An 18,538-nucleotide genomic window follows, 5' to 3' on the forward strand; every position below is an offset into this window, starting at 1 on the left:
AGGGCCTCACATGTATGAAGCATTTTTACAATTCCCAACGGATTTTATATGGGGCGTCGCAACGGCAGCGTATCAAATAGAAGGAGCCTGGAACGAAGACGGAAGGGGCCCCTCTATTTGGGATACCTTTTCGCAAAGTAGTTCCAATATTGCGGATAACCAACCGGGAAACGTAGCAGTAGATCATTATCACCGATACCAAGAAGATATAGAGTTAATGCGATTTCTTGGAATTCACAATTATCGAATGTCCCTCTCCTGGTCTCGGATATTTCCCGAAGGGCGAGGCCGTGTGGAACAGCGGGGCCTTGATTTTTACAATCGCCTTGTGGATAGTCTCCTTTCCGCAAATATTAAGCCATGGATAACCCTATACCATTGGGATCTTCCCCAGGCATTGCAGGATCGGGGAGGCTGGACAAATAGGGACACGGTAGCCGCTTTTGCTGAATATGTTGATCAGGTTACCCGAAGTTTGGGAGATAGGGTAAAACACTGGATGACCTTTAATGAACCCTGGGTGGCCTCCATTTGTGGGAATCTCCTGGGTGTCCATGCTCCGGGACTTAAGGATATTCAAACCACCCTGGCGGTGGCTCACGGTATGCTACTCGGCCATGGTATGGGAAGTAGAATTGTTAAAACCAATGTGCGAGACAGCATGGTTGGTATTGTCAACAACCTGGCATGGATAGAACCAGCAACCAATACCGAAGCGGATCGGGCTGCGGCCCATCGTTGGGATGGGGCTTACAATCGCTGGTTCATGGACAGCATTTACAAAGGATCTTACCCAGAGGACATGCTGAAATGGTTCGGCCCCCTGGTACCAGAGATTCGGCAAGACGATATGAAACTTATCAGTACTCCCACCGATTTTTTAGGACTCAACTATTATACCCGCCGTCTTGTACACTATGATCCGAAAAATCCTTTTATCCAAGCTAGCCAAACATATCGATCTCATACTCCTCGAGCTGAATTTGAAGAATTCGAAGACTGGCCAGAAGGGCTCTACCATACCCTGTGCCGTATTAGGGATGAGTACGGGAATCCTCCGGTGTATATAACCGAAAACGGAACTACCACCCTGGATGAGATAAGCGATGATGGTTGTGTTCATGACCCCGTGCGGGTAGATTACCTGCGACGACATTTTTCTGCTGCCTATCAGGCTATTACAGAAGGCTGCCAGTGCAAAGGATTTTTTGTGTGGTCCTTGCTTGATAATTATGAATGGGCCTTTGGTTTTTCCAAGCGTTTTGGTCTCGTATTCGTAGATTACACAGACAATCTCCACCGAATACCCAAAGATAGTGCCTATTTTTTTCGACAGGTTATCCGTAAAAACGGCTTTAGAATACATTCACGATAAAATTGGTTGTCCCGGTCCTCATGAATACACCCCAAAGCAGTGACAACGGCACGTCCTTTTAGGGGATAACATCAAGAGGACCGGGAAGCTCATGTGAAGAAACCTTATTAAAGAGTTAGATAAAGGACAATACTATGATCATAAATCCCATATTACCTGGTTTCAACCCTGACCCTTCCATTTTGCGGGTAAACACGGATTATTACATTGCCACATCAACTTTTGAATGGTTTCCTGCAATTGCTATCTACCATTCAACTAACCTAAAAGATTGGGAACTTATAACCCACGTGATCCAGGATGATACGATTTTAAACCTGAAAAGACTTCCTTCGGCAAAGGGGGTCTGGGCACCTTGTCTCACCTACAACCACAAGCAGAAACTATTTTATGTAACTTTTTCACTTATGTATTCCCATAATGCTCGCAATTTTGATGTGGATAATTTCGTACTTACCGCACCATCAATTTATGGCCCCTGGTCTGGACTAATCTATCTCCATTCAGTGGGCTTTGATCCCTCTTTCTTTCATGATGATGATGGCCGGCAATATGTGGTGTGTCTGGAATGGGAACTCCGGAATGGGCCAGGACGTCCAGGAGCCATAGTTCTACAGGAGTACGATGGATCTACGCAGCAGATGATAGGTCCCTTAAAGCGAATCTCAAATGGATTTACCCGTCGGGGCTGCATCGAAGGGCCCCATATCTATAAATACAAAGGACTCTACTACCTGCTTCTTGCTGAAGGCGGTACTGGTTATGGGCATTGTGTTACCCTAGGGCGCTCTGTTTCGATCTGGGGGCCCTACGAAGGAGATCCAGAAAATCCTATCCTCAGTGCCTCTGAAGATTTTGATGAATTGGATAACGACTACTATCTTAAACCGCACCAGTATAACCCGAAGGCATTTTTGCAAAAAACAGGCCATGGTTCTATAGTAGAAACTCCTGATGGGAAGGTGTACCTAGCCCACTTATGCGCTCGCCCTTTTACACCGGAACTTCGGTGTACCCTGGGGAGAGAAACGGCTCTCCAACGTATGTACTGGACCAATGATGGCTGGCTCCGAAAAAAAGGGGGAAAATTACCAGATCTCTTCGTAGAAGAACCGGAAGAAGATGCGGATCACATTCTCTATCAAGAGACAGGTAAGCAATCGGCCAAAAGGATTAAGAGAGAACGGGAAGATTTTGAGAGCAGTTGTGATATTCAGTTTGTAAGTCCCCGTTGTTCCTGGAAACGTTTTGCTTCTTTAACCGAGCGACCTGGGTATCTGAGGATATTTGGCCGGCAATCCCTATGTTCTCTTGACGAAGTGGCCCTCGTTGCACGGCGGCTTATATCGATTCAGGCGGACGTCCGCTGTGCTATGGAATTTATACCCACCGATTTTCGGCATTCGGCGGGAATAGTGATTTACTATGATAATATGAACCATTTTTTTCTTCGTCTTACACGACTTATTCCAGAAGCCCCACCCCAGCTTATGCTCACTCAGATAGAAAACGGTCAACGCAAAGAAACCGAAGGCCCCTTTATTGAGGAAGGGAAGGTCCTCTATTTACGGCTCACAGTCCATGATCGGGAACTCCGTTTTTTCTGGACCCAGGCTCGGAGTGCAGAAGATAATGTAGAAAAATCAGTATGGCATAACCTGGGTTCCATTTTTGATGTATCGGTCCTCTCTGACGAGTATTGTACCACCGGCGAGTTTACAGGAACCTTTGTGGGGATTGCCTGCGTGGACACCCTGAACCGGCACGCCTATGCCGATTTTGACTGGTTTGAGTATAGAGAGGGGTACTCGCTATCATAATCTTTTATGGTTGCAGATTGAGAATTTTCCGGCTTCTTAGTTTCCGTATTGTTGTCAGACATTTGTGTCTCCTGACTCTGGGAAGGTGCGTTGGAGTGTTGCTGGAATTGTTGGCTGCAAGCTGCCAATGCAAATAACATGGCTCCTATCAACAAAAGATTGAATAAATTTATTTTTTTCATAAAGACCTGCTCCTTATTGTGTCATGTGTTTTTCCCAAAATTGTATAGCATCATTTATCCAGCCTTCTGCGACGGTTCCTTCACCAAGGCCAAACCCGTGGGGAAGCCCAGAGAATACCCGGATTTCCGCATCGGTGCCGTTTGCTTTAATCCTGTTGATTCTCTCTTCCATAATGGTATACGGTGCAATCCCGTCATTCGTTCCCACGCACGCAAAGGTCGGCGGTTCCTGCCCCGTTACTTCTGATAGGGCAGTATACTGCATGATGACCGCCGCTGGACGGGGGTATCTCGCCTCTCCAAAACGTTCTGTCCCGTAGCTTCCAAGCCAGGCGGCCATTCGGGCGCCGGCGGAGCCACCCCAAAGGGAATAATCGCGCATGTCTATTCCGAGTCTGCCTGCGTTCTCATGTAGAAATGCAATTGCCCGCGCCAGGTCCTCACAGGCTGTCTGCGCCCCAGGCCGGTAAATTAAGGCAAATGCGTTATACCCTTTTTTGCTGAGTTCAAGAGCATGCGGAAAACTATCATGCATGGCGCCGACAAAAACAAATCCCCCGCCTGCATTGACAATTGCTGTTTTTGCGCCTTTATTGCCGCGGAAAAAGAACAGCCCCGTATCCTTTTTGCGAGGATCCTGCGCTTTTTCTTCATCCGAATAAATATCATAGAAAATAGTATCTCCTGATTCGGCGCGTTTTTTAAAGTAATTTACAATTTCTACTGTTCTGTCCGGATTGATGCCATACCACGTAAGGGCGAGTTTTCCAAGAGTATCCCCGCTGTAGTACCTTTTATTTACCGGAAATAGAAGCCTTCCGGAATTTCCGAAAGCCGGATCCTGTATTACGTCTTCGATTTTTGTATCCCTCGTAAATGCTTTTTGTGTTAGACCACTACTTACGAGGATTGGGGCTGCCTGTTGTGTATTCTCCGTCTTGTTTTTTCCGTTCCAGAATGCTTTCATTCCGTTATAAGTGTATTCCATCGCCGCTTTCCCGTCATGGGAGTACCCCTGTTTAACCCGATAGGCAAAATTTCCGTCTGCATTTTCATCAATATCTGTAAAATAGACTGATAACCTCATCAGGTTTACCCTGGCCTCATCGTAGCGGTACGCAAAATCATCGGTTCCTGTCATCACAAAGACAAAATAATCATCCGGATCATGCCCACGAGCTGCAGCAAATATCTCCTTGTCATCCAGAGTTGTGCCACAGCTCATCGGCAGAAAATAACGGAAGTAATCAAGTCCGTATTGGAATGTCCGCCAGGTTGCGACCGATCCCATGGAAAATCCGCCGAACCCCCGGTGGTCACGGGAAGCAATAAGATCTTCTGCAGATGTGCTTGCGGCATAGGTGCTGTACGTTCCTTCCATCGCGGGAATCAGATCATGTAATAACTCGTTATGATAGTTCCTCGTCAGTTGCATCGCCAGAGAAAAGTTGGCAGAATCCAGTCCATTTTCGTTTGTGTTGTTATATGTCGGGCACACGATGATGAGCGGTTTGATCTCGCCTGCGGCAATTGCATTGTCAATGACGTTTTTAAAGGAGAATGGTTTAGCCGGAGTTCCGAGCATCGTGGTTTCATCGCCCCACCCGCCATGCATCAGATAGAACACATCGTATCTTTGATTCTTACTATAGCCATAGGGGAGATATACAACCGCATGCTTTTTAAGAGGTTTTGATTTTTCATTATACGAAAAGGACTCATAAGTATCGTAATATAAATCCGTCAATGTTCCAGGCTGATTTGAGGCTTTAAAATACTCATCAGGAATTTCTTCTATCTGCTTCGGGATTATAAGCTTATGATTTATTTTCTGGTTATTCTTATACTCTCTTTCTGTGACAGCTGTGTTTCCCCCCACCGATTTTGCTGAAGGTGCTTCTGTACTACCGCAGGCAACAATAAGTAAAGTTATGAACAAAGCCAGACTAACTACTGGCGGAATTCTCATTTGAATACCTCCAACTAGATATTAAACAACTATAAAGGGGGCCCCCCTCAGAATTTCATTTCCTTAAGGAAAGCCACTTTACAACTTCAGGGTCCCTATGCGAAAAGAAGGCACTTTCCTTTTTATCCAACAACGCGATTTTACCCATATCCTCTGAAGAGAGCTCAAAATCAAATATATTGAAATTCTCAACCATCCGTTCCTTGTGTACTGACTTTGGAATAGCCACAACTCCCCTTTGCACAAGCCAGCGCAATATAATTTGAGCAACCGATTTGTTATGCTTTTGCGCCAATGACATCAGCACTTCATTTTGGAATATGTTGTTCCTTCCCTCAGCAAAGGGGCCCCAGGATTCTATTTGCACTTTGTATTCTTCCATTATTTTTTGACTGTCAATTTGCTGACAGAACGGATGGGTTTCTACCTGATTCACCGCAGGAACTACTTCGTTATGAAGAATGAGATCTACAAGCCGGTCCGGGTAAAAGTTGCTTACTCCAATCGCTCGGACTTTGCCTTGCCGGTACAGGTCTTCCATCGCTCGCCAGGATCCATACACATCACCAAAAGGCTGATGGATTAAATAAAGGTCGAGGTAATCAAGCCCGATTTTCTTAAGGGATGTTTCAAAGGCCTTCTTGGTTTTTTCATACCCCGTATCTGAAATCCACAGTTTTGTAGTAATAAACAGATCCTCCCGTGTAACAAGGTGCTCTCGAAGGGCCCACTGTATCGCCCTACCCACCGCTTCTTCGTTCCCATAGGAAGCGGCCGTGTCAATAGTCAATAAGCCGGTATCCTACCGTAAGGGCGTCATAGACACAGCGTTCACACTCCTCTGCCTCAGTTATTTGGAAAACACCAAAACCAAGTATGGGCATTTCCACACCATTGTTCAGAACCACCATCTGCATGTTTTTTCCCTCCATATACTTGAAATCGTAAAACTTACAGAGCCCCCACCACTTTATGTGGAACATAGGGTTCTTCTAAGTAAGCTATATCTTCAGCGGTAAGTTTTAGATTGAAAGCTCCCACGGCGTCATCAAAGTGCTCCCGTTTGGTTGCTCCAATAATCGGGGCTGTCACCCCCTTCGCAAAAAGCCAGGCAAGGGCTATGTGGGTCATCGTTGCCCCATATTTTTCTGCAAGTTCCTGCACTCGCAGGACTATAGGATAATCCTGATCTTTTGTAGCGTCATATTTAGAGACAGCAATTTTATCGGTTTGACTCCGCTTGCTATCAGCTTTCCACTCAGGACGAGCAAGTCGACCTGCCGCAAGAGGACTATAGGGTGTTAGAGCCACATTCTGCTTCTTGCAAATAGGAATAAGCTCGCGCTCATCTTCTCGATACAGAAGGTTATAGTGGTTCTGCATCGAGACGAATTTCGTCCAGCCATGTTTTTCTGCAACAAGTTGCATTTCATAAAATTGATAGCCATACATGGCCGAGGCCCCTAAAGCCCGAACTTTACCGGCTTGCACAAGGCTATGAAGGGTTTCCATAGTTTCTTCGATAGGAGTCTCGTAATCGAAACGATGAATGATATAGAGATCTACATAATCCGTACCAAGTCGTTTGAGGGAGCCATCGATTTCTCGCAGAATAGCCTGCCGAGAAAGCTTTCCTTCGTTAAAATACACCTTTGTGGCGATTACCACACGATCCCGGGGAACCATTTTTTTCAAAGCCCGCCCAAGGTATTCTTCACTCGTTCCAGCAGAATACACATTGGCGGTATCAAAAAAATTGATTCCTAACTCAAGGGCATGGTGAATAATCTTTTCACTTTCCTCCGCATTTAGCGTCCAGGCATGAAAATTACTTGCCGGATCACCAAAGCTCATACAGCCAACACACAGACGAGATATCTTTATACCCGAATCTCCAAGTACAGCATATTCCATTCGTTTGTCCTCCCTGTTTTTGCCCCCTGATTGGTACGCCGATGGCTTTAGACCACCGATACAATGCCGTTTTGCCCTGTTCTTCATTACTACAAATTACTATAAATCGATACTTTTAAGCCATGTAGCCAGTTCTGCCGCATCTATCTTACCGCGAAAAACCTTTCCTTCTTTCAGAGTAGTTGTGGCTGAAACACTCGGTTTCAGGCGTTCCACCGTTTTCCCGAAACCACTTCCCCCGGAAGTAGCAAACAGGATAATGGTCTTTCCCGAAAAGTCATAGCTTTCCAAAAAGGTATTGATAATGGTGGGTGCTACGTACCACCAGATGGGGAAACCCACAAAAACAATGTCATACTCGCTCATGTTCGGAACCTTGCCCACAATGGCAGGACGGGAAGAAGGGGCTTTCATTTCTATGGTACTCCGACTATTTTTATCCCTCCAGTCAAGATCTGCAGTGGTATATGGATGAGCAGGAGTAATTGCATACAGATCAGCCCCCAACGCTTCAGCGAGCCTTTGTGCTACTCCCTTCGTTGTGCCCGTACACGAAAAATAGGCTACCAATAGCTTCTTGTTCATATCTGTTTTTCTCCTCTTTTGTATTTTTTCTCATTAGAGCCTCTTTCCTTAGAGGCCTATTCTCTAGATTCGCCTATTAGTTGATTGCATAATACTACATTTCTTGTTAGTATTATGCATATTTTCTATATTTTTATTGCCTAATTTTCTATGAACTACGTATTACCGAGGAAACATAAACTATGAATAATAGCAACGATAAGCAGAAAGACGACCTAGAGTATCTGAAAAGACGACTTTTTGAACTAATAAATCGATGGACCCCAAACTGTGGACCGTATCAAACCAGAATCAAGAATCTCTCATTTTTTCGTCAGCAAGAACCAGGAGGTCCCCGAACTCATATTATCGAACCAAGCCTCTGCTATATTGTGCAAGGAGCAAAACAGGTATTACACGGCAATACTGTATTGGTCTATAATCCCCACCGGTTCCTCATTACTGCCCTGGATCTTCCCATCATTGCTGAAATTATAGAGGCAAGCAAAGAACAACCCTATCTTAGTCTTTCCTTAAAATTAGAACATCGTATCATCGCTGAATTAATAATGGAAAGCCAACCATCCGTAACAGTAGGGCAACCCACTTCTCCAATTAATGTTACGGAAGTAAACAAACCTCTTTTAGAAGCCCTTCTTCGACTCATTGAACTCCTTGATGAACCGGAACATATTCCTGTGCTTGCCCCTCTCATTGAACGGGAAATTACCTATCGACTTTTAAGTTCCAAACAGGGGGCCTACGTTCGCCAGATAGCCCTTGCAGGACATCAGGGATACCATGTAGCCCGGGCTATCGATTGGCTTAAGAAAAATTTTAATCGTAAATTCAGAATGGAAGAACTCGCTTCATATTGTCAGATGAGTGTTTCCTCTTTTTATCAGTATTTTCGAAAGCTCACCTGTATGAGCCCCCTGCAATACCAGAAATATCTACGACTTCAGGAAGCCCGTCGTCTCATGTTAGCGGAGCACTACGATGCGGCAAGTGCATCGTACAAGGTGGGTTACGAAAGTCCCTCCCAATTTAATCGAGAATATAAGCGTCTTTTTAAGGCAACCCCTCTCCAGGACATAAAAAATCTCCGCCAGCAACAATGTGCTAGTCCATCAGAAACCCCTTACCAGTTACTGGGTACACAGGAACGCTAGGATGAAGCCCCTCCTTCACTCGGACTCTTGCCGGTTATTTTTTTAAAGACCCGGCTAAAATAACATTGATCCTCGAATCCTACAAGGGCGGCCACTTCTTTCACAGAAAGCTCGGGATGGACAGCGAAGAGTTCAACCGCCCGGGCAATTCTTTTGTAGGTTATATATTCCATAAGTGTCTGGCCTGTGTATTTTTTGAATAGCTTGGTGATATATGAGGTGGAGATACGAAACCGTTCCGCCAAAACCGACAGGGAAACATCCTGATGATAGTGACCCTCCAAATATCGTAAAATCTCCTGAAACACCGGTGGCATTCCAGAGTTAGATTTAGATTTGTTCAAGGCCACATATAGCTGCTCAACAAGGGCCATCAGTTGTTTGCCTAATTCGGTATAATTGGCCGATTCAGCAAGGATAGTTTCAAAGTTATAGGTAAATTGGGGATATAAGAAATTCACCGGCTGTGAAAGTTCTGTAAACAGTCGAGAAAAAAGATGATTAAAATAGGATCTTACCTCAAAAAGCCGCCATTCTTCTTGTTCCATTATACCCAGGATCCGCTCTAATTCCCTCTGAGCATTATCAACCTGGCCGGTTTGAATCAAATAGAGCCATACCTTACCATCAGGTACTGAATGATAAGAGAAATCTGACGGGGGCTCGTGAAAAATTTGTTTTTTGCCTAAAATTACTATTCTATCCACGATGGCGTACATCGTTTTTATTTGTTCATACAACGCCGCCTCTTTTACTGCTTGCTGAGGACAATAGATCGTATAATACGGAGCCTCTGACACACCTTCTATAAGATGCTGCATATGTTCATTAAAGGAACAGCTTTCCTTCTCTGAAAGAATAACATATTCCTGGGATTTCCTTCCCGACAATATAAAAGAATGAGGAAAACCGCCGCCATTCAAATTTTGAGCGCCATCTCCTTCTCCATTAATCTTATTTTGTGATTGCAACACATTCGATTCTTCGCTACCCCCATATAGTGTCTTTGTACCACCGAGCCAGACGAGGGCTAGCCAGTATTCACAACTTGGCTCACGGGGGATAGGATCATTCCCTCTTATAAGAGAACGAAGATAATTCCACTGTTTACGTCTTTGAGTAATATCTAGGTTTTCTTTAATACGGCCCAACACATCCTTGAGTGTTTGTATCGCAATAGGTTTTAAAAGATACTCTACCACACTCGTATGAATAACCTGTCGGGCATATTCAAAATCGCTATACCCTGAAAGAATAATGAGGGGAATATCCGGATAACTTTCGGTAAGACGCCGAGCAACCTCAATCCCATCCATAACAGGCATACGAATATCAGAAATCACGAGGTCCGGCTGTAGTGAAGCTACGAGTTGAATACCTGTTTCACCATTTTCCGCATTTCCAACAACAGAGAAATCAGGACAATATTCTCCTATTAGAGTAGTAAGATAGCGAGTTGCCGCCGGTTCATCTTCTATTATCACTATGCTATACTTTTTTCCCATACTCCAGCGGTCCTCCGATGGTCACACAGCATCCTTTATCCGGTTCAGACATAATACGCCACATTAAATAATTACCAAAATAAAGGTAGAGCCGCACATAGGTGTTTATTATACCCATAGAACCAATCCGCTGTCCCTGGGAAATCCCCTGAAAATCCACTGTCTGTCGAATTGAAGCAATTTTTTCATCAATATTTTGAAGAGTATCCTGGTCGATCCCCTGTCCATTATCTTGTATTTCTACACACCAATAGGGCTCTCCCTGATATACCTTTTGATAGGCTTTTACTGAAACGTGCCGAACCCGTTGGACTTTTTGGAACCCATGATTAAGGGCATTTTCTACGAATTGCTGGAGACTCATACGGGGTAACTGCACCTGCTCTACCGCCGGTTCTATCTGGATAGAAAATTCCAGGTTCTTTTCATATCGCTGTTTCATAAGGTATAGATAATTACTTACATGATCAACTTCCTGGAGCAACGTAACAATCCGTTCCTGGGTATCCGTCGCATATCGCAGCATTCCTGCAAGACTTTCACAAATGGCTACGATATCCCTACTTCCTACTTCCAGCCCCTTGCTCGCAATAACCGTTAAAAGATTATAAATGAAATGAGGGTTAATTTGAGCCTGGAGAGCATCCATCTGGGCCTGTATCCAGGCTGTACGGGATTCTATTTCCTTTTGCAACGCCCCATCTAAGCGAGCAGTTAACTCCCGGAATGCCCGGTCAAGAGCAATAATTTCATCGTGGGAATGGTTAATAGGCGCCTTCTTTGATGTTTCCGGTAGGGACCCCAGATCGGTTTCTTCAATTCGAGAGATAATAAGGCGAAGGGGCTCCGTGAGTCTACGAGAAGATATGTAATTAAATACAAACGCAATGAGGACCAGTATAAACGCAAGCCCCCCAATCATCCATCGAAGTCCCAGAAGGGGTTGTAAAAAAAGCCTTTTATTCAGAATCACTATCACGGTAATACCCGTATAACTAGATCGATGATGAAGCACTAGTTCTTCCTCATGGGTAACGGGATTCTCCAGAAAAGAAGGTCGATCATACTCATGGGAGATGACATTGCGATACCAATCAACAGATAAGATATCCTGGCTCTGATAAAAAATGGTCCCAGCCGGTAAAAGGGCGAGTACAGAAGCATACCGAGTGTCGGGCAAAGAAAAAATCCGTTCCAGATCAGCATAGGAACGTTGTACCTCTAAAAACCCTGCTTCCCCTTCTGTTCCAGGAATAGCCCGGACAAAACTAAAAACCCGTTCCGAGACATTCTTTCCCCAGGGATCTTCATAGGGTCGCCAGATGATACCTCGGCCTCCTGCTATCTGTGCTTCCCGAAGCCACTCAATCTTCTCCAGCCGTGCGGGATCTATAGAAGATTGGGTATGCTGGAGAAAATTACTCGAAAAGAAATCTCCCCGCTGGTTAAAAACCACTACTCCATAAAAATGACGAAGGATCGAATACCGCATGATGGTATTCCGGATAGTCCGGATTGCTTCTGCAATAAAGATATTGTTTTCCACCTTTTCTCGATCAATCGCTTCTAAAGAAGAAAGGGCAGATTTGAAATCACTATCTGAAAGAATATCCGTGGAGATAAAATCCATTGGACGCACCGTATCATCCAATTGAAGGTTCATCTTTTCTGCCATAAGAGCATAGGTGGAAATCCCATTCTGTTCATATAGGTGTGTACTATATGAATAAAAAGCCAGGGCAATACCCATAATAAGAAAGACCACAAAAAGGGAATAAGTAATAAGCAACCGGCTCTGGAAATGCATAACCCTTAGTATACTATACCTTCTTGCTTTTCATGAGCACCACTTTACAAAACTACAAAAAAAAGAGGTATAATAAGAGACAAAGAAAAACGTGTAGGGACGCTATGGCACGAAAAAAACAAGAGATAAATCCCCAACTTCGCAAGGACCCGGCATTTTTAAAAATGGTGGGGAAGGCCATTAAAAAGGAACTCGCCGAGTCTTCGGGGGACAAAAAAGAGGCCCTTCTTAGAGAACTGGCGGAACTACTCCCACAGCTTGATGAGGAGGGGCTCCAATTTTTGCTCGACCAGGGGCGGATTCATCTGTACAATATGAAAGTAGCAGAACTTCAAGCCCTGGCAGAAGGGATGGCAGAACGTCCTGTGAGTCCAAAGACAGGGCGGTCATCTTCTTCCCCAAAACAAAAAGAGGATTCCCCAGCCTCCAGGCCGGTATTTCAGATAAAAGCAGGGAGCGGGGGCGGAAGCTATCACGTGGCGTACCAGGGGAAATGGAAGGTTTTTTCTGATACGGAGATGCTCCAGATGGTTCGTATGGTAAGTGGCCCTTCTGGAGAAGGAGGGCAGGGGTCCTCTTCAGAAAAAGCAAGGCGTCTGTATCAGTGGCTTCGTCAAGAGCGGGCCGATGTATTCCAGGACATTCCTTTTCAGGGACCGGCGGACCCACTGCTTATAGAATTTGTCAGTCTTTTACAAAAAACCTTTAGGATTAGGACCCAATAAAAACCCATCAATCCTGTTTCGTCCTGCGGTTCTCATATTATCATCTCCCAAATTAACGTAAGAGCGAAGCGGTTATCATTTAACAAAAATCTTTTTTGTAAATAATCTGAGAAAAACGTGAAAAAATTATAATATGCGTTACACTCAATATAAAAAGATTTACATCTTTTTTTAAATCCGTAACATAAGGAGTTTCAGATGAAAAAAGTTGCTTTTATGTTGGGGGCGTTATTTTTTCTTTGGGGAAGCATGTCTTTCGCCGCAGATAAAAAAACAAGCACCTCACCGCAACCACCAAAGAAGCCAAATCCCATTTTTGATACGGGGGATATTGCTTTTACCGTTGGACTTGGCTACGGCTTTCTCTGGGGAGCAATTGATATAGCCGGTGGTGCCGAGTACATTATAGGGAAATTTCTTATCGGCGACTTTCTTCCCTTTACATATGGTATTGCCGCGAGAGCTTCGTATTATTCCTGGAGTTCCGCTTATGATAGTGCCTATCGAGATACGTACCTGGGCGGTGGTGTTTTCGCAACCCTTCATTTTGGTTTAAAAGACTTTGATTTCCCTGAAGGATTCGAATATCTTCGTAATTTAGATACCTACATTGGATTAGGAGCGGGATTTTACAATTGGAGCTATGGATACCCATCTAACACGGAAAGTGCCTTTAGAATAGGATTCCGAAGCACCGCGGGTATAAGCTACTTCTTTACTCCCAATATAGGGATTACCACAGAAGGTGGTTATTACGGATATTACTCAAGCGGCTTGTTAGGCATTATCATTAAACTATAATAAGTGTTCTTTCTACTTTAAAAAAGCCTGAAAGAGCCCCCTATGATGAGGGCTCTTTTTTTAGCTCTGACCTTTGAGAAGTGGCCCTACGAGAGGGACCCCTCTCTTTCAACAGTACCCTTCTCGAGGGCCCCTATGAGTTGGGGGCCCTCTTTTTTATTAGAAAAACTACCCTTTTATAACCTATAGAACTCCTCTATTCATAGATTACGTTTTTCACTTCCGGGGTGTCGAGATTACTTTTATCGGCCCAGACATACCCAGAATCAATTCGTTTGGGAAGGGTCTCGCCTTTCAGGGCTTTTACGGCGGCTTCCACTGTTTTATACCCCATAAGAACCGGGTTCTGTTGGACCGCCCCTAACATGAGACCACTGCGAATCGCATCAAGCTGGAGTTTACCAGAGTCGTAACCAACCACGACAATTTTTCCCTCCATCTTTAGTTCCTTCACCGCATTCACGATTCCAATAGCCGACCCTTCATTGGCTCCAAAATACCCCTTAAGGTCTGGGTTCCCATTAATAACCGCTTTAGCTATTTCGGTGGATTTTAAATGATCCCCTCCACCATACTGGGGCTCCAATACCTGGATATCGGGATATTTTTCTTTCATCCGCTTCAGGAAACCATCTCGCCGATCAATCCCAGTACGGCTCGTTTGATCATGCACCAGGATTGCCACCTTTCCTTTGTATCCGATAGCGGCTGCCAGTTTATCCGCCGCCACACCCGCTGCCACAATGTTGTCGGTAGAAACAGTGGTTAGAGGGATATCCGAATCAACTCCCGAGTCAAAAGCTATAACGGGGATCTTCTTTGCCTGGGCCTGAACGAGCAAAGGAATAACCGCCTTACTGTCAAGGGCCGCAATACCCAGGGCTTTGGGATTTTTGCCGAGGGCAGTCTGGAGCATTTCGATCTGCTTATCTACCTGGGATTCCGACTCAGGCCCTTCAAAAGTAATCTGGACTCCTAAATCCCGGGCAGCATTCTCCGCCCCCTTCTTTACGGCCTGCCAGAATTGATGCTGGAAGCCCTTAGAAATAAGGGGGATATAGACCGTCCCTTTTTGTTGGGTAGTACCGCTTTGCTTATCTCCTTGCCCGGACGCAAAGACTCCCGCTAAAACCACAAAGAGGGACAGCGCTATAACCATGAGCTTTTTCATACAAAACCTCCCTTTTCAGAATTCCTTTCCCTATAGGAAAGGATTATACCTACCATAGCCAACGGCTATGAAATAGCTACCTCCGTACTGCAGGCCCCAGGTAAATTCCCTGAAAGCCTCCCGTCTTGTTCTGACAAATTTTCCCGGGCTTCTCCGTAGAAGAAAGCCCCCTTACCGAACCTTTCTCCTGAGAATGTCTAAATAGACCGAACTGATAACAATAAGACCGGTAATCACCATTTGCCATTCCTGAGGAACCGAAAGGATACGCAACCCATTGGTAAGGACAGTAATAATAAAGGCCCCAATAATAGTTCCGAGGATATTCCCCTCCCCTCCAGAAAGGGATGCCCCTCCAATTACTGCTGCAGCAATGGCATCTAACTCATAACCGGGCCCCAAGGCGGGTTGGGCAGACTGGAGCCGACTGGCCATCACAATTCCCGCGATACCAAAAAAGAGACCTCCCAAACTGTAAATCCCAATTTTCCACGCATCGGTGTTAATTCCCGATAACCGGGTCGCCTCTTCATTTGAACCGATAGCATAGGTATAGCGGCCTACAATGGTCTTTGAGAGAATAAAAGCCGCAACAAGGGCGGAGGCAAAAAAGATCACCACACCGAGAGGAATTCCCAGAACCGGAAAGGCCGCTATTTGCCCAAACACCGGTTTATCCACAAAATAAATGGGCTTTGTCCCCGAAAGAACCAGGTTAAGACCTTTGGTTATCATCATCATCCCAAGGGTCGCAATAAAGGGCGGCAATTTCAGGCGGGCCACCGCAACCCCATTCAGGAATCCACAAAAGCCACCGGCCATTATTCCCATCATAACACCCAGAGGTATAGGGAAATTCCAGAAGGAGATAAAAACTCCTGCCACTACCGATCCAAAGGTCATCACCGTACCAAGGGAAAGATCGATACCCCCGGTGATGATAATAAAGGTGATTCCGACGGCAAGAATACCATTTACCGAGGTTGCAAGAAGGATACCGATAATATTTTCAAACTTTAAAAAATTCGGAGACGCAATTGCAAAAATAATGATAAGTAAAATAAGACTCCCAAAGGCAAGAATAGTCTGTAGGGTTTTCGTGTTCATTTTGCCTGCCATGGCTTTCCTCCTCTATGAACGCATAGTTGCGTAGTGCATGATGGTTTCTTGAGTAGCCTGGGAAGCATCAAGCACCCCCGTAATACGACCTTCGCACATCACCACAATACGATGACTCATGCGAAGAATCTCCGGAAGTTCCGACGAAATCATGATGATAGACTTTCCCTGTTCGGCCAGTTCATTCAACAATTTGTAAATTTCGTTTTTTGCGCCCACATCAATCCCTCTGGTAGGCTCATCAAAAATCAAAATGTCACAATCCCGGAGGAGCCATTTCCCGATGATAACCTTTTGTTGATTTCCCCCGGAAAGGTTACGTACCGCCTGATCGATGGTAGGAGTTTTTGTTTTGAGTCGTTCCACATACTCCGTGGTAGCCCGACGAGTTTGGCGGGTATTGACAACTCCGAACCACGAAAGGAATCGAGGTAACGATGACATAACCGTGTTTTGTTCTACACTAAGGGAAAGGGCAAGACCGTATTGTTTACGATCTTCGGAAAGATAACCGATCCCACAGGCCACCGCATCCCGGGGATGACGAATATGGACATGCTTTCCTCGAACAAAAATTTCTCCCGATTCCAGAGGATCGGCCCCAAAAATAGCCCGGGCCGTTTCGGTTCTTCCGGCTCCTAAAAGTCCCGCAAAACCAAGAATCTCTCCCCTGTGTAAGGTAAAAGAAACATCCCGCACCTGTTTGCCCCGGTTAAGGTTCCGCACCTCAAGTACTACCTCATCCCGAGTCTTAATTCCTTCCTTCCGGGCGGTTTCGTAGATTTCCCGGCCCACCATCTGAGCAATGATTTGTTCACGGGTTATACCTGAAATAGGATTTGTTCCAATGTAATGGCCATCCCGCATCACTGTTACCCGATCGCAGATCCTATTGATTTCTTCCATTCGGTGAGTAATGTACACAATACCGATGCCCTGCTGTTTCAATTCTCTCATTACCGCAAAAAGGTCTTCGATTTCGCTTTCACTGAGGGCACTGGTAGGTTCATCCATAATAAGAACCCGCATGTTATACGAAAGGGCCTTAGCTATTTCTACCATTTGCTGTTTAGCTACTGTGAGCTCTCCTACCTTTACCGTCGGTTCTAAGGAAAGATGTATTTTTTCAAATAAAGCTCGGGTTTCATTATTAATCCGTCGATCATCAGTGAGAAACGGAACGCGCCGTGATCGTTCCCGACCGATAAAGATATTCTGGGCCGCCGTAAGATGTTTCATGAGATTGAGTTCTTGATGGATGATACTTATGCCCAGTTCCTGAGCCTGCCGGGTCGAATGGATCTCCACGGGCTTCCCGTCAATTTCTATGCGACCTCCATCTTTCCGGTACACCCCCGCTAAAATTTTCATCAGCGTTGATTTTCCCGCCCCATTTTCACCCACCAGGGCATGGATTTCCCCTCGTTCTAATTCAAACCGACATTTAGAGAGGGCTTGGACACCGGGGAAATGTTTATCAATATCGATCATCCGCACTAAAGGCACTGTCATACCTAACCTCGATAGTATGATAGGTCAGGTTTTTTATGCGGTATGTAGAAAATTCTCTGAAAAAGGGTAAAAATTTTCTAAAAGTTTTCTCTTTCCGTGAGAAGAAAAACATTTTACAATAATGAACACTTCCCAGGGATCTACACAGTTATTTCCCGCATCCCATTATCAGGGGATGTAAAAACATCCCTTCGTAGGTCACCAGGAGGGTCGATACCGTTACACATCATTTTTTATAGGAGGAACTTTGTATGCTTATTGGTATTTCGCCGGTCATCGGACCAGATCTCCTCAATGTTTTGTATCGCATGGGCCACGGAGATGAATTGGTACTGGCAGATGCCTTTTTCACAGGCGATTCATTAAACAGCCGGGTTATTCGGGCCGACGGGCTACGGATTCCTGAGTTGCTCGATGGGATTCTTGCCCTTATCAACCTGGATACCTACGTGAAAGACCCCGTGGTAATGATGCAACCGGTTCCCGGAGACTATCTGGATCCCGACGTCGAAGCCTCGTACCGGCGGGTAATTGACAAACACTGGCCGGCTACCCCCCCTATCGTTCGTATGGAACGCTTTGCCTTCTATGAGCGAGCCCGCAAAGCCTTTGCGGTGGTTATGACCGGCGAAACAGTAAAATATGGGAACATCATCATTAAAAAGGGGGTTATCCCGGTGTAACAGAGAGCCCCCTTTGTTAATGAGGGGTCATACAATGGTGCCCTGGTGGGGCTTTTTCTGTGTATTCTGCCGGGCCGTCATAGAAAGCGTTAAAACCCCGCCGGCAGGGTCTTCTCTTCTGCTTCCGCCACCATCTCGGTGGCCTCTTCTTCGGCGCAGGTACCCCCCGTTTCGATTACTCCCCCGGCGGCTTCGCAACTCGTCTTAAAGTGGGCTATC

Annotated in this window: 16 protein-coding genes; 6 read left to right on the forward strand and 10 right to left on the reverse strand. The window is 45.3% G+C overall.

The window, feature by feature from the left end; translation table 11 throughout:
- Positions 1–10: 10 nt before the first annotated feature.
- Entirely contained in the window at positions 11–1,375 is a 1,365-nt protein-coding gene (locus tag C5O22_RS06360; RefSeq protein WP_132780375.1) for a GH1 family beta-glucosidase, read from the forward strand.
- A 134-nt stretch (positions 1,376–1,509) separates the two neighbouring features.
- The gene (locus C5O22_RS06365; protein ID WP_132780376.1) at positions 1,510–3,195 is read left to right on the forward strand and encodes a glycoside hydrolase family 43 protein; all 1,686 of its coding nucleotides are present in this window, start codon (positions 1,510–1,512) and stop codon (positions 3,193–3,195) included.
- A gap of 195 nt (positions 3,196–3,390) precedes the next feature.
- On the opposite strand, the gene C5O22_RS06370 is transcribed toward C5O22_RS06365, so the two are convergent.
- The 5 genes from C5O22_RS06370 to C5O22_RS06385 all read right to left on the reverse strand — a co-directional run bounded on the left by C5O22_RS06370 (position 3,391) and on the right by C5O22_RS06385 (position 7,845).
- Positions 3,391–5,346 (reverse strand): alpha/beta hydrolase-fold protein, encoded by a 1,956-nt coding sequence (locus tag C5O22_RS06370; RefSeq protein ID WP_132780377.1) that lies wholly within the window; start codon positions 5,344–5,346, stop codon positions 3,391–3,393.
- 55 nt (positions 5,347–5,401) lie between these two features.
- Positions 5,402–6,136 carry an aldo/keto reductase gene (locus C5O22_RS06375; RefSeq protein WP_486389489.1) on the reverse strand — a complete coding sequence of 245 codons (735 nt, stop codon included), beginning with the start codon at positions 6,134–6,136 and terminating at the stop codon, positions 5,402–5,404.
- Complete coding sequence (locus tag C5O22_RS13800; RefSeq protein WP_486389490.1) at positions 6,126–6,263, reverse strand: hypothetical protein; 138 nt, start codon at positions 6,261–6,263, stop codon at positions 6,126–6,128. Before C5O22_RS13800 ends, C5O22_RS06375 begins: the two co-directional genes overlap by 11 nt.
- A 34-nt stretch (positions 6,264–6,297) precedes the next feature.
- Positions 6,298–7,260: an aldo/keto reductase gene (locus C5O22_RS06380; protein WP_132780378.1), complete on the reverse strand. Its 963-nt coding sequence runs from the start codon at positions 7,258–7,260 to the stop codon at positions 6,298–6,300.
- A gap of 99 nt (positions 7,261–7,359) precedes the next feature.
- Positions 7,360–7,845, reverse strand: a complete 486-nt coding sequence (locus C5O22_RS06385; RefSeq protein ID WP_132780379.1) for a flavodoxin — start codon at positions 7,843–7,845, stop codon at positions 7,360–7,362.
- 182 nt (positions 7,846–8,027) lie between these two features.
- On the opposite strand from C5O22_RS06385, the gene C5O22_RS06390 reads away from it, so the two are divergent.
- Entirely contained in the window at positions 8,028–8,996 is a 969-nt protein-coding gene (locus tag C5O22_RS06390; RefSeq protein WP_132780380.1) for an AraC family transcriptional regulator, read from the forward strand.
- On the opposite strand, the gene C5O22_RS06395 is transcribed toward C5O22_RS06390, so the two are convergent.
- Together C5O22_RS06395 and C5O22_RS06400 are read right to left on the reverse strand one after the other, a co-directional pair.
- Positions 8,993–10,501: a response regulator transcription factor gene (locus C5O22_RS06395; protein WP_132780381.1), complete on the reverse strand. Its 1,509-nt coding sequence runs from the start codon at positions 10,499–10,501 to the stop codon at positions 8,993–8,995. The two genes, C5O22_RS06390 and C5O22_RS06395, sit on opposite strands and share 4 nt — an antisense overlap.
- Complete coding sequence (locus C5O22_RS06400) at positions 10,485–12,308, reverse strand: sensor histidine kinase (protein ID WP_132780382.1); 1,824 nt, start codon at positions 12,306–12,308, stop codon at positions 10,485–10,487. Before C5O22_RS06400 ends, C5O22_RS06395 begins: the two co-directional genes overlap by 17 nt.
- 104 nt (positions 12,309–12,412) lie before the next feature.
- On the opposite strand from C5O22_RS06400, the gene C5O22_RS06405 reads away from it, so the two are divergent.
- Both C5O22_RS06405 and C5O22_RS06410 read left to right on the forward strand, forming a co-directional pair.
- Positions 12,413–13,033, forward strand: coding sequence for a hypothetical protein (locus C5O22_RS06405; protein ID WP_132780383.1), 621 nt, complete (start codon positions 12,413–12,415; stop codon positions 13,031–13,033).
- Positions 13,034–13,231: 198 nt separating this feature from the next.
- The gene (locus C5O22_RS06410) at positions 13,232–13,834 is read left to right on the forward strand and encodes a hypothetical protein (protein ID WP_132780384.1); all 603 of its coding nucleotides are present in this window, start codon (positions 13,232–13,234) and stop codon (positions 13,832–13,834) included.
- A 196-nt stretch (positions 13,835–14,030) separates the two neighbouring features.
- Here the strand turns inward: C5O22_RS06410 and C5O22_RS06415 are convergent, their stop codons facing one another.
- The 3 genes from C5O22_RS06415 to C5O22_RS06425 all read right to left on the reverse strand — a co-directional run bounded on the left by C5O22_RS06415 (position 14,031) and on the right by C5O22_RS06425 (position 17,636).
- Positions 14,031–15,005: an ABC transporter substrate-binding protein gene (locus C5O22_RS06415; RefSeq protein WP_132780385.1), complete on the reverse strand. Its 975-nt coding sequence runs from the start codon at positions 15,003–15,005 to the stop codon at positions 14,031–14,033.
- Between the two features lie 171 nt (positions 15,006–15,176).
- Complete coding sequence (locus tag C5O22_RS06420; protein WP_132780386.1) at positions 15,177–16,124, reverse strand: ABC transporter permease; 948 nt, start codon at positions 16,122–16,124, stop codon at positions 15,177–15,179.
- Positions 16,125–16,136: 12 nt separating this feature from the next.
- Positions 16,137–17,636 (reverse strand): sugar ABC transporter ATP-binding protein, encoded by a 1,500-nt coding sequence (locus tag C5O22_RS06425; RefSeq protein WP_132780387.1) that lies wholly within the window; start codon positions 17,634–17,636, stop codon positions 16,137–16,139.
- A 251-nt stretch (positions 17,637–17,887) separates the two neighbouring features.
- Between C5O22_RS06425 and fucU the strand changes: the two genes are divergently transcribed.
- On the forward strand, positions 17,888–18,319 hold the full coding sequence (gene fucU / locus C5O22_RS06430) for an L-fucose mutarotase (protein ID WP_132780388.1): 432 nt from the start codon (positions 17,888–17,890) through the stop codon (positions 18,317–18,319).
- Positions 18,320–18,538: the final 219 nt, after the last annotated feature.

Origin of the sequence: Treponema sp. J25 (assembly GCF_004343725.1) — a bacterium.
Taxonomy (GTDB): Bacteria; Spirochaetota; Spirochaetia; order Treponematales; family Breznakiellaceae; genus J25.